The organism is Desulfocurvus vexinensis DSM 17965, assembly GCF_000519125.1.
Classification (GTDB): domain Bacteria; phylum Desulfobacterota; class Desulfovibrionia; order Desulfovibrionales; family Desulfovibrionaceae; genus Desulfocurvus; species Desulfocurvus vexinensis.
In genome coordinates, this window is sequence record NZ_JAEX01000034.1 from 1 (window position 1) to 14,712 (window position 14,712).

14 protein-coding genes are annotated in these 14,712 nt (G+C 69.7%); 12 read left to right on the plus strand and 2 right to left on the minus strand.

The annotated features are described in order from the left end of the window. Positions 1 to 278 (plus strand): integrase core domain-containing protein (locus G495_RS0113850; RefSeq protein WP_028588283.1); only part of this gene is annotated, 278 nt, incomplete at its 5' end. Between the two features lie 35 nt (positions 279 to 313). On the opposite strand, the gene G495_RS21840 is transcribed toward G495_RS0113850, so the two are convergent. Further along, positions 314 to 460, minus strand: coding sequence for a hypothetical protein (locus G495_RS21840; RefSeq protein WP_156939716.1), 147 nt, complete (start codon positions 458 to 460; stop codon positions 314 to 316). A 142-nt stretch (positions 461 to 602) separates the two neighbouring features. On the opposite strand from G495_RS21840, the gene G495_RS0113860 reads away from it, so the two are divergent. Genes G495_RS0113860 through G495_RS0113870 form a run of 3 tightly spaced genes read left to right on the plus strand, consistent with a single transcriptional unit; the run spans position 603 to position 2,739 of the window. Beyond that, a complete protein-coding gene (locus tag G495_RS0113860; protein ID WP_028588284.1) occupies positions 603 to 1,772 on the plus strand; it encodes a pyridoxal phosphate-dependent aminotransferase in 1,170 nt (389 codons plus the stop codon). Positions 1,773 to 1,822: 50 nt separating this feature from the next. Next, positions 1,823 to 2,242 carry a response regulator gene (locus G495_RS0113865; RefSeq protein WP_028588285.1) on the plus strand — a complete coding sequence of 140 codons (420 nt, stop codon included), beginning with the start codon at positions 1,823 to 1,825 and terminating at the stop codon, positions 2,240 to 2,242. Continuing rightward, positions 2,242 to 2,739: a chemotaxis protein CheD gene (locus G495_RS0113870; protein WP_028588286.1), complete on the plus strand. Its 498-nt coding sequence runs from the start codon at positions 2,242 to 2,244 to the stop codon at positions 2,737 to 2,739. Before G495_RS0113865 ends, G495_RS0113870 begins: the two co-directional genes overlap by 1 nt. Here G495_RS0113870 and G495_RS20585 read toward each other — a convergent pair. Further along, on the minus strand, positions 2,705 to 6,274 hold the full coding sequence (locus G495_RS20585) for a PAS domain S-box protein (RefSeq protein WP_051445397.1): 3,570 nt from the start codon (positions 6,272 to 6,274) through the stop codon (positions 2,705 to 2,707). The genes G495_RS0113870 and G495_RS20585 overlap by 35 nt on opposite strands. Before the next feature lie 395 nt (positions 6,275 to 6,669). On the opposite strand from G495_RS20585, the gene G495_RS0113880 reads away from it, so the two are divergent. The 8 genes from G495_RS0113880 (at position 6,670) to G495_RS0113915 (ending at position 14,478) form a co-directional block, all read left to right on the plus strand. Next, complete coding sequence (locus G495_RS0113880) at positions 6,670 to 7,272, plus strand: TetR/AcrR family transcriptional regulator (protein ID WP_028588287.1); 603 nt, start codon at positions 6,670 to 6,672, stop codon at positions 7,270 to 7,272. Beyond that, a complete protein-coding gene (locus tag G495_RS0113885; RefSeq protein ID WP_028588288.1) occupies positions 7,272 to 9,395 on the plus strand; it encodes a SulP family inorganic anion transporter in 2,124 nt (707 codons plus the stop codon). The genes G495_RS0113880 and G495_RS0113885 overlap by 1 nt, the downstream gene beginning before the upstream one ends. Positions 9,396 to 9,405: 10 nt before the next feature. Further along, positions 9,406 to 10,620 (plus strand): response regulator, encoded by a 1,215-nt coding sequence (locus G495_RS0113890; RefSeq protein ID WP_028588289.1) that lies wholly within the window; start codon positions 9,406 to 9,408, stop codon positions 10,618 to 10,620. Between the two features lie 22 nt (positions 10,621 to 10,642). Further along, positions 10,643 to 12,382: a sensor histidine kinase gene (locus G495_RS0113895; protein ID WP_028588290.1), complete on the plus strand. Its 1,740-nt coding sequence runs from the start codon at positions 10,643 to 10,645 to the stop codon at positions 12,380 to 12,382. Next, positions 12,367 to 12,753, plus strand: a complete 387-nt coding sequence (locus G495_RS0113900; RefSeq protein WP_028588291.1) for a response regulator — start codon at positions 12,367 to 12,369, stop codon at positions 12,751 to 12,753. The genes G495_RS0113895 and G495_RS0113900 overlap by 16 nt, the downstream gene beginning before the upstream one ends. Then, on the plus strand, positions 12,746 to 13,390 hold the full coding sequence (locus G495_RS20590) for a histidine kinase dimerization/phospho-acceptor domain-containing protein (protein WP_051445398.1): 645 nt from the start codon (positions 12,746 to 12,748) through the stop codon (positions 13,388 to 13,390). Before G495_RS0113900 ends, G495_RS20590 begins: the two co-directional genes overlap by 8 nt. 27 nt (positions 13,391 to 13,417) lie before the next feature. Further along, positions 13,418 to 13,846, plus strand: coding sequence for a response regulator (locus G495_RS0113910; RefSeq protein ID WP_028588292.1), 429 nt, complete (start codon positions 13,418 to 13,420; stop codon positions 13,844 to 13,846). Between the two features lie 182 nt (positions 13,847 to 14,028). Further along, complete coding sequence (locus tag G495_RS0113915; RefSeq protein WP_028588293.1) at positions 14,029 to 14,478, plus strand: universal stress protein; 450 nt, start codon at positions 14,029 to 14,031, stop codon at positions 14,476 to 14,478. Positions 14,479 to 14,712 lie beyond the last annotated feature (234 nt).

Genomic DNA, 14,712 nt, shown 5'->3' on the forward strand with positions numbered 1-14,712 from the left:
CGGACGTATTCCAGGACGAAATCGCCTTCCTGGGCATCAAGAGTTCTCCGTCCTATGTGCGTGAGCCGCAGGGCAACGGGATCGCGGAGCGCTTCGTGCGCACCCTCAAGGAAAACCTGCTCTGGGTCAGGCACTTCGACACGGTTGAAGAACTGAGACTGGCCCTGCTGGAATTCAAGGAAACCTACAATCGGGAATGGATCGTTGGCCGACACGGGTACAAGACCCCGGCCCAGGTCAGAAAGGAGCAGACCGCCCCGGTGTCAATAGCGGCCTGATTAGCGCAAATGAGTGTCCAAAAAACTGTAGACCGCTACAGGCTGAACTTCGCGTTCCAGCGCCTGACGCCGATACGCAACAAGCCATTGCCCGCGAAGTGGTGCATAGAAAAGACAAAGCGAGGCAGCTCCGCCTCCACGCCGAAACCGTCTGGCGTAAGGCCCGCGAGCACTTCGAGCAACAACTGTTGCAGGGCGGCACGGCGTAAGTCTTCCAGGTATTTTCTTCTTGGAATGGGAGTGCGGGGGACGAGGCCCCCCCTTCCCGCGCAAGAAAGACGCCTCCCTCCCCGCCGGGCAGCAACCACAACCACAAGCGAGGCCATGGCCATGGGCATGTCGTTCAGCCGCCGGGTGGGGCGGATTCGCATTTCGGAAACCAAGCTGATGCCGATGATCGCCGCCGAGGTGGGCGGGTGCGTGTCCCTGGGGCAGGGGGTTCCGTCGTTCCCCACGCCGGAGCACGTTGTGGACGCGGTCTGCCGGGCGCTGCGCGAGGACGGCGCGGCGGGCAAGTATTCGCTCCAGCCCGGGATGCCCGCCCTGCGCGAGGCGGTGGCCGAGCTGCTCACGCGCGAAAAGGGCCTGCGCGTGGACCCGCGCGCCGAGGTGGCCATCACCGTGGGCGCCATGGAGGCGCTGCTGTGCGCGGTGCTCTCGCTGGTGGAGGAGGGCGACGAGGTGCTCATGCCCTCGCCCGCGTATGCCTCGCACGTGGAGCAGGTGCTGCTGGCGGGCGGGGTGCCGGTGCCGGTGCCCGCCGGGCCGGGCTGGGGGCTGGACGTGGCGGCCCTGGAGGCGGCGGTGACGCCGCGCACGCGGGCCATCCTGTTCTGCAACCCGTGCAACCCCACGGGGGCGGTGTTTGGCGAGGCCGAGCTGCGCGGGCTGGCCGGGGTGGCCGAGCGCCATGGGCTGTACGTCATCACCGACGAGACCTACGACGCGCTGGTCTACGACGGGCCCATGCCCATGAGCGTGGCGGCGCTGCCGGAGCTGGCCGGGCGCTGCGTGCTGGTGAACAGCTTTTCCAAGCGCTTCGCCCTCACGGGTTGGCGGGTGGGCTACGCCTGGGCCAGCGCGCCGATCATGGACCAGATGCTCAAGGTCCACGACTGCACGGCCATCTGCGCGCCCACGGTGGCCCAGCACGCGGCCCTGGCGGCGCTGCGCGGCCCGCAGGAGGTGTTCGCGGCCATGCGCACGGCCCTGGCGGCGCGCCGCGAGTTGGCCTGCGCGCGGCTGGACGCCCTGGCCGGGGCGCTCAGCTACGTGCGCCCGGCGGGAGCGTTCTACATCATGGCCCGCACGCTGTTCACCGGCGAGCCCTCGCGCCAGCTGGCCGAACGGCTGATCCGCGAGGCGCGGGTGATCACCATCCCGGGCTCGACCTTCGGGGCCGCTGGCGAGGGGCACCTGCGCCTGTCGTACGGCGCCGGCGAGGCGGAGCTGGAGGAAGCCTTTGACCGCATTTCGCGCTGGATGCTAGCATAGCGCCCAGCCAGGCGCCGGGCCGCGCCCAGGGCTGCAAGGGGAGGGCCGCCGTGATCAGGATTCTCATCGTGGACGATAGCGATTCGCTGCGCTTTCTGCTCAAGGCGTTTTTCAAGGACGTGGGGCGCTGCGACGAGGCCGAAAACGGGGCCCGGGCCGTGGAGATGGTCCGCGAGTCCCTGCGGGGCGAGGGCTACGACGTGGTCTTCATGGACATCATGATGCCCGAGATGGACGGGCTGGAGGCCACGCGGCGCATCCGCGACCTGTTCGACGACGAGAACGTGCCCCGCGAGGCGCGGCCCAGGGTCATCATGCTGACCTGCCTGAGCGACGCGCGGCACATGCTCGAGGCGCAGTTCGAATGCGGGGCCGACGCCTACGTCACCAAGCCCTTCGACCGGGCCATCCTCTTCGAGATGCTGGCCAACATGGGGCTCATGGCCAATCCCCTGGACGTGGAACAGTGATGCACCACCTGCTGGACAAGCACCCCGGAGTCAGCCTGCGCCAGCTGGGGGTGGGCGACGCCGTGGTTTCGCAGCGGCCCCTGGCCGTGTCCACGGTGCTGGGCTCGTGCGTGGCGGTGACGTTCCATTGCCCGGTTTCGGGCTGGGGCGCGATGTTCCATGCGCTGATGCCCCAGTGCGACTGTGTGGCGCCCGCGCCCCGGGACTACAAGTACGTGGATGACGCCATCCGGCGCCTGGCGCGCGGGCTGCTGCGCCAGGGGGTGCGCCGCGCGGACCTGATCTGCAAGGTCTTCGGCGGGGCCAACGCCATGTTTGCCGAGCAGTTCGGGGTCGGGCGGCGCAACGTGCTCATGGCCTTCGAGACCCTGGAAAGCGAGCGGCTGCGGGTGGTGGCCTCGGACGTGGGCGGCGACAGGGGCCGCAAGCTGCTTTTCTTCACCCACACGGGCGAGGTCTTCGTCAAGCGCCTGAATCCCCAGTGCCCTCTGGGCTGAGAGGCCGCCCCAGGGCCTCCAGCACGCCTTCCAGCTCTTCCATGCTCACCGGCTTGGCCACATAGGCGCACATCCCCGCCGCCAGGAAGCGGTCGCGGTCGCCCTCCATGGCGTGGGCGGTCATGGCCACCACGGGCAGCCCAGGGCGCAGGGCGTGGATGCGCGCCGTGGCCTCCAGCCCGTCCATCTCGGGCATCTGGATGTCCATGAGCACGCAGTCGAAGTCGCGGTCGCGCACGGCCTCCACGGCCTGGACGCCGGTGCGCGCCGTGTGCACCGTGTGGCCCTGCTTTTCGAGCATCATCCGGGCGGCCATGAGGTTCACGGTTTCGTCCTCGGCCAGCAGCAGGGTCAGGGGCCGGGGCCGGGGCGCCGGGGTGTGGGGGGCCGGGGGCGCGGCCTGGACGGCGGGCAGGCCGAAGGGCAGGCAGAAGTGGATCTCGGTGCCCTCGCCCGGGGCGCTGGAGACGGCCAGGCTGCCGCCCAGCAGCAGCACCAGGCGCTTGACGATGCCCAGGCCCAGGCCCGTGCCCTTGTAGCGCCGGGTGTAGGCGCCGTCCACCTGGGTGAAGGCCTCGAAGACGGAGCCCAGGTGCTCCTGGGGGATGCCGATGCCCGTGTCGCGCACGGTGAAGAGCACCCGGGCCTGCCCGCGCACCGGGCTCAGGGGGCAGATCTCCAGGGCCACCTCGCCGCGGGGGCAGAACTTCACGGCGTTGCCCATCACGTTGAACAGGATCTGGCGCAGCCGGGCCTCGTCGCCCACCAGCACGGCGGGGGTGCCGGGGTGGGCCACGACGGCGAGGTCGATGCCCTTGTCCCTGGCCTCGGGGCGGAAGTTGTCCATGACCAGGGCCACCGTGCGCATCAGGTCGAAAGGTTCGCGGGCCACGTCCAGGAACCCGGCGTCCAGGCGGGTGAAGTCAAGCACGTCGTTGATGACCGTGAGCAGGCTGCGGCCCGTGGCCAGGGCGGTTTCCAGGTAGTCGCGCTGCTCGTCGTCCAGCTCGGTGGTCAGGGCCAGCTGGAGCATGCCGAAGATGCCGTTGAGCGGCGTGCGCAGCTCGTGGCTCATGTTGGCCAGGAACACGCCCTTGGAGCGCGCGGCGCGCTCGGCCTCCTCCTTGGCCTGGCGCAGGGCCTGTTCGGCGGCGCGCTCCTCGGTCACATCGCGGGTCGCGCCCTGCATGCGGACCACGGCGCCGTCCGGCCCCAGGGCCGGGCGGGCCAGGGTGCGCAGCAGCCGGGTTTCGCCGTCCATGCGCACGATGCGGAACTCGCGTTCCAGCGTGGTGCTGTCGCGTACGGCCTGTTCCAGGTCCTGGCGGAGCCGCGCGCGGTCTTCGGGGTGGACCAGGGTGTGCAGGAAGACCTCGGGGCTCGGGGGCGGGCCTGCGGGGTCCAGCCCGTAGGTGGCGTATTCCGAGGCGGTCCAGCTCAGGGTGCCTTTCTCCAGGTTCAGCTCCCAGCCGCCCATGCTGCCCAGGCGCAGGGTTTCCTCCTGCAGGGTGCGGCTGTGGCGCAGGGCCTCGTCGGCCAGGCGCTGGGCGGTGATGTCGCGCCCCGAGCCCACGGTGCCGATGAGCTCGCCCCGGTCGTCGAACAGCGGGGACTTGAGCACCTCCAGGCAGAGGTAGGCGCCGCGCACCAGCCCGTCTTCCACGAAGCGGCCCGGGGCGCGGGAGGCCAGCACGACCTGGTCGCTGTCCACGCAGCATTCCCCGAAGGTGTGCCCGCGCCCCAGGGCGCGGTTGCGCGCGGCGAAGTGCAGGTCCGTGCGGCCCAGGACCTCTTCGCCGTCGCTGCACAGCAGGTTTTCGCGGATGGCCCGGTTGGCGAAGATGTAGCGGCCCTGGGGGTCCTTGGCCCAGAGCATGTCGCCCATGTTGTCGGCCATGGCCTCCACCAGGCGGCGGAAGTCCGTGAGGGCGGCCTGGGCCTGCAGGCGCGCGGAGATATCATGGAACATGACCAGATGGGTGCCCTGCTCGTCCACGGCGCGGACCATGGATTCCACCGGCAGGGGCGGGGCGTGCTTGCGGTTGTATTCGCGCTGCATGATGCGCGGCCGCCCGCTTTGCCGCGCCAGGCGCACGGCTTCCTCCGGGAGCAGGGCCTCGGCGCTGGCCGGGGTCAGGACGTCGCGGGCGCTCATGCCGCGCAGTTCGTCGCGGGTGAAGCCGAGGATCTCGCTGGCCAGGGGGTTGGCGTCGCGGATCACGGTATCCGGCCCGACGAGGAAGATGCCCACGGCGGAGTTCTCGAACAGGTTGCGGTAGAGGGCCTCGCTGTCGCGCAGGGCGGCCTCGCCGCGAACCTGCACGCTCACGTCCTGGAACATGACCGCCACATGCCCGGGTGCGGTCTGGAAGGCGTGGATGTCGAAGAACCTCGTCCGGCCCTGGGTGGCGTATTCGTAGCGCCGCAGGCTCCAGGCGCCGCCCTCGCGGGCCAGGCGGCGGTAATGGTCCGGAATGCCCGAGGCGGCGAAGGCGGGAAAGGCCTGGGCCAGGGGCAGGCCGACGAGCCGGGCGTTGTCGCGGTCCATGATGCGGCTGGAGGCGGGGTTGGCGTCCAGCAGGGTCAGGCTGTCGTCGGCTTCCAGGCGGAAGAGGTAGATGCCCAGGGGCGACTCGGCGAACAGGGAGCGGAAGCGGTCCTCGCTCTCGCGCAGGGCGGCCATGGCCCGCTTGCGCTCGGTGATGTCCAGCCCCAGGCAGGTCACGCCGGTGACGGCGCCCTGCTCGTCGCGGGTCAGCACGTTGGTCCAGCCCACGTCCAGGGTCTGGCCGTCGCGGGTCAGGATGGGGTTGTCGTAGAAGGTGTATTCCCCGGCCTCGCCGCTGGCCATGGTCTGCATGAACACGGCGCGCACGGCGTCCCGGTTCGGGGCGGCGATGCAGGTGGCGAACCAGTCGCGCCCCAGCAGTTCCTCGCGGGTCCAGCCCGTCAGCTCCAGGAAGCAGTCGTTGGCGAAGGTCAGCCGGGCCTGGGTGTCCAGGCAGACGCCGATGAGCTGGATCTGCTCCAGCACGCGGCGGAACTTGAACTCCGAGCGCGCCAGGGCCTGCTCCATGGCGCGCTCGTGCGTGATGTCGCGCCACACGCAATGGGTCTGGCGGAAGGTGCCGTCCGGGGTGCGGTCGATTTTGCCGTCCAGGGCAACGAGCAGGGGTGTGCCGTCCTTGCGCAGCAGGGTCGTTTCCAGCCCGCGCACCTCCCCGGCGCGCTTGAAGGCCTCGAAGCGGCACAGGAACCGGGCGCGCTCGTCCGGGGGCTGGAAGTCGGCGAAGGACCGGCCCTGGGCCTGCCCGGCGTCGTAGCCCATGAGTTCGGTCCAGGCGCGGTTGACCTCGATGATGCGTCCGGCCCCGTCCAGGGCCTGGTAGGGCAGGGGCGCCTCGTGGAACAGGCGGTGGAAGTGGCGCTCCCTGGCGCGGGCGCGGGCCAGCTCGTCACGCAGCAGGGCGGCCTCGGCGCGCAGGGCGGCCAGTTCGTCGTCCAGTATCTCGCGGGTGGTGTTGCGTTCTCCCATCTTCGGCCTCATGTGCGGTGCTGGCGGCGGCGTCCCATGTTCGGGGACGATACAGGAAACAACCGAAAAATTGAAGCGCGGAAAAAAAGAGTGTGCCGCCTTCCCGCCGCGCTTATGCCCTTCCCGGGGCGTGCCGGGCGAGGCCGCGCGCGAGGGCTCCCCGGTCCCCCGCGCGGGTCCCGGGCGGGGAGAGGCGGGGGCGCCAAATGCAGGCGCCCGGGCTGAGTGTTTACTCAGTCCGGAGTGCCGGGCGAGGACGAAGCGGGGCGACCTGTCTTTAATATACTGAAACTAAAAAAGATATTTTTTGAACAAACCGTCTTGACACAGGTCCGTCACCCCGGGTAAATGAGGGCATAGCTACTGAGTGATTACTCAGTAGCAAAGGGGTGGCGATGACCAAGAAGGAAAAGATTCTCTACGCGGCGCTGCGGCTGTTCGCCAACAAGGGCTTTGCCGACACCAGCACCGCCGAGCTGGCCAAGGCCACGGGCGTGGCCGAGAGCACCATCTTCTACCACTTCGGCAGCAAGGAGGACCTGCTGCTGGAAGTGTTGCGCGGAGTGCGCCGCGACGTGGTCCGCCATTTCGAGGAGCACGAGGGCGAGCAGGGCTACGCCAGCGGCCTGGAGAAGGTCGAGGGACTGCTCGGGTTCTATCTCTACCTCTCCGGGGTCATGGAGGACGCATTCCTGCTGCTGCACCGCCACTACCCCTACATGCTGGCCCGCGAGAACGCGGTCTGCCGCGAGCAGCTCGAGGCCATCTACAACTGCTTCATCGAGTTCTTCGAGCGGGCCGTGGCCCAGGGCCGGGTCGACGGGTCCGTGGCCGAGGTCCGCGAGCGCAAGGTGGCCATGGTCCTGTTCACCATGGTCGATGGCCTGGCGCGCTTCAAGACGTACAACCTCTACGACGCGGGCGCGCTGTTCGACGAGATGATCGCCGCGGCGCGCAAGATCCTGACCTCATCTCCTTCAGCAAGGACGGACGTGTGATGCTCACCAGAATCTTTCCCTTCCTCGCCTGGTTCCGGGGGTACGGGGCCGAGAAATTCAAGCTCGACACCGTGGCGGGCGTCACCGTGGCCCTGGTGCTCATTCCCCAGAGCATGGCCTATGCCCAGCTGGCGGGCCTGCCGCCCTACTACGGGCTGTACGCCTCCTTCCTGCCGCCCATGCTGGCCTCGCTGTTCGGCTCCAGCCGCCAGCTGGCCACCGGCCCGGTGGCCGTGGTCTCGCTGATGACCGCCGCCAGCCTGGAGCCCCTGGCCACGGCGGGCAGCGAGGGTTACATCGCCTATGCCGTGCTGCTGGCGCTTTTGGTGGGCGTGTTCCAGCTCTCCCTGGGTGTGCTGCGCCTGGGGCTGGTGGTCAACTTCCTGTCCCACCCGGTGGTCAACGGCTTTACCAACGCCGCAGCCATCATCATCGCCACGAGCCAGCTCTCCAAGATGTTCGGCGTGTCGGTGGACAGCGCCGAGCACCACTACGAGACCATCGTCCGCGTGGTGCAGGCCGCCGTGCACTACACCCACTGGCCGACCCTGGCCCTGGGGGCCCTGGCCTTCGCCATCATGTTCTTCCTGCGCCGCCTGAACCCCCGGATTCCCAACGTGCTGGTGGCCGTGGCCGTGACCACGTGCATCTCCTGGGCCGTGGGCTTCCAGCACGACGCCCAGGTGCCCCTGGACGCCGTGCGCAGCCCCGAGGCCCGGCAGGCCGTGGAAACCTTCAACGCGGCCACGGCGCGCATCGCCGAGCTGTCGGCGCAGCGCACCGGGCTGTCCGCCGCCCTGGACCAGGCCCGCCAGGCGCGCGATTTCGACGCCGCCAACGATGCCGAGCACGACATCATCAAGGTCAACCACGACATCGCCGTGGCGCGCAACGCGGCCCACGAGCAGCGCGAGGCCCTGCGGGCCATGCTCTTTGCCGGGGTGCCCGAGCCGGGCGGGCTGCTGCTCTTCCCCCGGGGCGAGGTGCCCCCCGGCGCGCAGGACGATGGCCGCACCTGGCGCCTGAAGGTCGGCAACAAGCTCCTGGACGTGACCGCGCTGACGGCCATGGGCGGCGGAGCCGTGGTCGGGGCCATCCCCAAGGGCCTGCCCGCCTTCGCCGTGCCGAGCTTCGACCTGAACGTGGTGCTGCATCTTTTGTCCTACGCGGCCATCATCTCCCTGCTGGGCTTCATGGAGGCCATCTCCATCGCCAAGGCCATGGCCGCCAAGACCGGCCAGCGCCTGGACCCCAACCAGGAGCTCATCGGCCAGGGCCTGGCCAACATCCTGGGCGCCCTGACCCGCAGCTACCCCACCTCGGGCTCGTTCTCGCGCTCGGCGGTGAACCTCCAGGCGGGCGCTGTCACCGGCCTGTCCAGCGTGGTCACCAGCGTCATGGTGGTCATCGCGCTGCTCTTCCTCACCCCGCTGCTCTACCACCTGCCGCAGTCCGTGCTGGCGGCGGTGATCATGATGGCCGTCATCGGGCTCATCAACGCCTCGGGCTTCGTCCACGCCTGGAAGGCCCAGCGTTACGACGGGATCATCTCCGTGGTCTCCTTCGTGGCCACCCTGGCCTTCGCCCCGCATCTGGACAAGGGCATCATGGTCGGCGTGGTGCTCTCCCTTGGCGTGTTCCTGTACAAGAGCATGCGCCCCCGGGTGCGCTCCCTGGCCCTGGCCGAGGATTCCGCCCTGCGCTGCGCCCGGGAGTACTCGCTGATGGAATGCGACTATGTGGACGTGGTCCGCTTCGACGGCCCGCTGTTCTTCGCCAACGCGAGCTTCCTGGAGGACCAGATCACCGAGCGCATGCTGCGCAAGAAGAGCCTGCGCCATATCGTGCTGGTGGCCAGCGGCATCAACGACATGGACGCCTCGGGCGAGGAGTCGCTGTCGCTGCTCATCTCGCGCTGCCGCCAGGCGGGGGTGGACGTGTCCCTGTCGGGCGTCAACGAGTCGGTGATGGAGGTCTTGCGGCGCACGCACCTGCTGGAGAAGATCGGCCAGGACCACATCTTCGCCTCCACCGAGGGCGCCCTGCGCGCCGTGCACCAGGGCGCCCACGCCCAGGCCGACGAGAAGCGCTGCCCCCTGACCACCGTGTGCTACAACATCTAAGGAGAAGCCCATGTCCGTCATCAGCATCATGAGCGGCACCTACTGCGGCAAGGACGAGGTCGTCGAGAGCCTGCGGGCCTCCACGGGGTACGAGGTGGTCGGCGACGCGGCCCTCATCGACAGCGCCCAGGCCCTGTCGGGCCTCTCGCGCGACAAGATCGCCCGGGCGCTTACGGCCCGGACCTCGGTGTTCAACAAGTTCAACCGCGAGAAGGAGCGCGCCGTGGCCTGGCTGCGGCTGGCCACGGCCCAGGCCCTGGCCGCCGACGGGCTGGTCCTGGACGGCTTCTGCGGGCTGCTGGTGCCCGGCGCGGTGACCCACGCCCTGCGCGTGTGCCTCATCGCCGACATCCGCCACCGCCTGGACGCCGCCCAGGCCCAGGGCGTGGCCGAGAAGGACGCCCTGCGGGCCATCCGCCAGTCCGACGAGGACTGCGCGGCCTGGGTGGACACCGTGCTGCACAACAAGGACCCCTGGAGCGCCGGGCTGTACGACATCCTGATTCCCATGCACGGCATGGACGGCGCCCGCGCGGCGGGGCTGGTCATGGAAAACCTGGGCAAGGACGCCGTGCGCACTACCGACGCCTCGCGCCGGGCGGTGCAGGACTTCGCCCTGGCCGCGCGCGTGGGCGTGCACCTGGTTGGCGAGGGCCACGATGTGGCCGTGGACGCCAAGGACGGCACGGTCATCCTGACCATCAACAAGAACGTGATGCTGCTGTCGCGCCTGGAGGAGGAGCTGCGCGCCGAGGCCGCGCGCGTGCCGGGCGTCGGCGCCGTGGAGGTCCGCGTGGGCAGCGGGTTCTACCAGACCGACATCTACCGCAAGGTGGACTTCGAGATGCCCTCCAAGGTCCTGCTGGTGGACGACGAACGCGAGTTCGTGCAGACGCTCTCCGAACGGCTGTCCCTGCGCGACGTGGGCTCGCACGTGGTCTACGACGGCGAGGCCGCCCTGGACATGGTCGGACGCGACGAGCCCGAGGTCATGATCCTGGACCTCAAGATGCCCGGCATCGACGGCATCGAGGTGCTGCGCCGCGTCAAGCGCGAAAGCCCGGCCATCGAGGTCATCATCCTCACCGGTCACGGCTCCGCCCAGGACCGCGACACCTGCATGAGCCTGGGCGCCTTTGCCTACCTGCAAAAGCCCGTGGACATCGAGGTCTTGAGCCGCACCCTGCGCGAGGCCCACGAGAAGATCCGCAACCGGGCCCGCTAGCCCGACCGCAGCAGGAACGGACATGTCGCTTCGTGACTTCATCGCCCCGCGCTTCTGGCTGCCGCCGCAGGACGCCACCCCCGGGCGCAGCCTGTTCAACTACCGCCGGGCCTGGGCCCTGGCCATCGTGCTCACGGCCCTCACGGCCCTGGTCCCGCTCACGGCCATGACCCTCATCGACCACGAGGTGACGCGCAGCGCGGTGGAGGCCGAAGTGCGCCTGCGCACCTCGCGCATCGTGTCCAACACCCGGCGCGCGGTGTCCTTCTACCTGGAGGAGCGCGCCAGCGTGCTGTCCTTCGTGCTCCAGGACCGCAGCCCCGAGGCCCTGCACGACCCCGAGGTGCTCGGCGTACTGCTGGAGCATTTGAAGCGCAGCCACGGCGGGTTCGTGGACCTGGGGCTCATCGACGCCGACGGCGTGCAGCGGGCCTACGTGGGCCCCTACAGCCTGCTGGGGCGCGACTACAGCGACCAGGAGTGGTTCACCCGCGCGGTGTCGGCGGGCAGCTACGTGAGCGACGTGTTCCTGGGCTTCCGCAACGTGCCGCACCTGGTCATCGCCGTGCGCCAGGCCCTGCCGGATGGCGGGTTCTTCGTGCTGCGCGCCACCCTGGACACCGACCGCTTCAACAACCTGGCCGGGCTGGACCTGCTGGGCAGCGGCGACTCGTTCATCATCAACACCAAGGGCGTGCTCCAGACGCCCTCGCGGCACCACGGCGCCGTGCTCGACCCCGTGGGCCTGCCCGTGCCGCCCTATTCGGAGTACACCGAGATCATGGCCCACGAGGAGGGCGACCGGGAGCTGACCATCGGCTACGCCTACGTGCCCAACTCCCCGTTCGTCCTGATGGTCGTCAAGTCGCGCGACGAGCTCATGGCCGCGTGGTACGACAAGCGCTTCCAGCTCGTGTGGTTCCTGGCGGCCAGCGTGATGGTGATCCTTGTGGTGGTCACGGCGGTGGCGACCTTCCTGGTCAACCAAGTCTACCAGGCCGACCGCAACCGCTTCGTGGCCCTGCACCACGCCGAGCACGCCAACAAGATGGCCTCCATCGGCCGCCTGGCCGCAGGCGTGGCCCACGAGGTCAACAACCCCCTGGCGGTCATCGGCGAGAAGGCCGGGCTGCTCAAGGACCTGTTGACCTACCGCCGCAACGACCTGGACCCCGACCGCCTGCTGGGCCTGGCCGGGGAGATCACGCGCTCCGTGGAGCGCTGCGGCAATATCACCAAGCACCTGTTGGGCTTCGCCCGGCATATCAACGTGCGTGTGGAGCGCATCAGCGTGGGCGAGGTCGTCGAGGAGGTGCTCTCCTTCCTGCGCAAGGAGGCCGAGTACCGCAGCGTGACCATCGCCGTGGCCGTGGCCCCGGAGCTGCCGGAATTCGACTGCGACCGGGGCAAGCTGCAACAGATCCTGCTCAACCTGGTCAACAACGCCTTCCAGGCCGTGGCCGACAACGGGCACGTGGGCATCGAGGTGGACAGCCCCGACCCCGCGCACCTGCGCATCCGGGTGCGCGACGACGGCTGCGGCATCCGCCCCGAGGACCAGAAGCGCATCTTCGAGCCGTTCTACTCCACCAAGCGCGGCGCCGGGGGCACGGGGCTCGGCCTGTCCATCACCTACGGCCTGGTGCGCAAGCTCGGGGGCAATATCGAGGTGGCCAGCCGCGTGGGCCAGGGCACGACCTTCACCATCACCCTGCCCGTGCAGTGCGGCCAGGAGGAAGAGGATTCATGCGAGTACTGCTAGTGGACGACGAGCACGAACTGGTCTGCGCCCTGGCCGAGCGGCTGGGTTTCCGGGGCGTGGAGGCCGACTACGCGGTCTGCGCCGAGCAGGCCCTGGAGCTGGCGCGCGCGCGGGCCTACGACATCGCCGTGCTGGACGTGAAAAGGCCCGGCATGGGCGGGCTGGAGCTGCACCAGCGGCTGCGCGCCATGCAGCCGGACCTGCGCGCCGTGTTCCTCACCGGGCACGGCTCGGAGCTGGACTTCGCCGCCGGGGCCGCCCGGGGCGAGGCCTATCTGGTCAAGCCCGTGGGCATCGAAACGCTGATGGAAACGTTTGCGCGGATCATGGGCCCCGGGGCCGCGCGGCAGGGAGGCGCAAGCCATGACTGACGTGGACTGGCGGACCCTGGGCCCCATGGGTCTGGCCTATTTCGGGCGCATGTGCGCCGGGGTCTCGCACGAGTTGAAGAATTCCCTGGCGATGATCAACGAGAACGCGGGGCTGATGCAGGACCTTGCGGTCCTGGCCGGCCACGGCCAGCCCCTGGACCCGCAGCGCCTGGCCGTGGCCGTGGAGCGCATCGCGCGGCATGTGCAGCGGGCCAACGCGGTCATCGGCACCCTGAACCGCTTTGCCCACCTGCCCGACGAGCCCTGCCATACGGTGGACCTGCGCGAGGCGGCGGCCCTGGCCCTGGGGCTGCACCGCCGCCAGGCGGCCCAGGCCCGGGTGGAGCTGGCCCTGGCCCCGGGCGACCCCGTGCCGCTGGCCACGCGGCCCTTCCTGCTGGCCGGCGCGCTGCACCTGTGCCTGTGCGCCGTGCTTGAGGCCGGGGCCGGGCCGGTGGCGGTGGACGCCGCCGCGGCGCCCGGGGGCGGCGAGGTGATTTTCACGGGGGCCGGGCCGGGCGTGGCCCTGCCCGCAGGCCCCGAGGCTGACGCCCTGCTGGCGGCCCTGGACGCACGGTGCGCCCTCGAGGGCGGCGCCCTGCGCCTGACCCTGGCCCGGCTGTCCGCCATCCACTGAACGCAACACACCAAAAGGAGGAGCGCCATGAGCAAGAAGGTGCTGCTTGTCGATGACGAGAAGGATTTCCTGGACACCCTGTCCGAACGCATGAAGGGCCGGGGGCTGGACGTGACCGCCTCCGCCGACCCGGGGCAGGCCCTGGAGCTGGCCCGCACGGCCCCGGTGGACGTCATCGTCCTGGACCTCAAGATGCCCGGCATGGACGGCATCGAATTCCTGCGGGCCATCAAGCAGGACCGCCCGGAGTTGCAGGTCATCCTGCTCACGGGCCACGCTTCGGTGGACAAGGGCATCCAGGCCGTGCGCCTGGGCGCGCTGGACGTGCTGGAAAAGCCCGCCAACTTCGGGACGCTCATGGAGCGCATCGAGCGGGCCAGCGCCAAGAAGCTCGTGCTGCTGGAAAAGCAGGATCAGGAGAAGATCCAGGAGATCATCACCGAGCGCGGCTGGTAGGCCGCCCGGGCCCGGCGCGCGCGACGGGGGCTCCGGCATGGCCGGGGCCCCCTGCCTTTTTCGCGCCCCGTGCGCTGTATTTTCCCTGGTGACAGGACGGCCCCGCGCGGCTTACGGTAAGCCAAAGCTCCGGGCGCCGTGCCGGGGGCGTAGCGAGGGCGAGGGCCCCTTGCGGAGGAAACATGAAGGACATCAAGCGGATACTGTGCGCCGTGGACTTCTCGGAGGCCACGGGCAAGGTGGCGGGCTGGGCGGCGTACCTGGGGCGGCGCCTGGGCGCCGAGGTGCTGCTGCTGTACGTGGTGCCCGACATGGCGCGCTACCAGGATTTCCAGGTTTCGGCGGGCTACATCACCGGCTTTGAGCGCGAGATCATGAACGGCGCGCGGCTGAACATGGAGGACTGCCTGAACACCTGCCTGCAGGGCCAGGAGGCCCAGGGGCTGGTGGTCATGGGCGACGCGGCCCAGCAGATCCTGGCCGTGGCGGCGGAACACAAGGCGGACCTCATCGTCATCGGCACCCATGGCCGCAAGGGCCTGGACCGCATCATCTTCGGCTCCGTGGCCGACCAGGTGGTCAAGACCTCGCCCGTGCCCGTGCTCACCGTGCGGCCCTACGAGAAGGCCTGAGCCCGGGCGCCCGCGCAGGCGCCGCCTGGCGGGTGCGCCGCCCGCAGAGGAAACAACAGGGGCTTCCCTCGGGAAGCCCCTGTTTCTTGTTGCGCGCATCGGCAGCGGCCAGGATGCGGGAGCCGGGGCGCGCGTGGGTTCTAGAAGCGCTCGAAGTCCTTGTCGTCGGCGTCGTCGTGCATGTCCAGGGCGATGCCTGCGGCTGCGGCCTTGGGCGGCGCGGCGGCGGCGAGC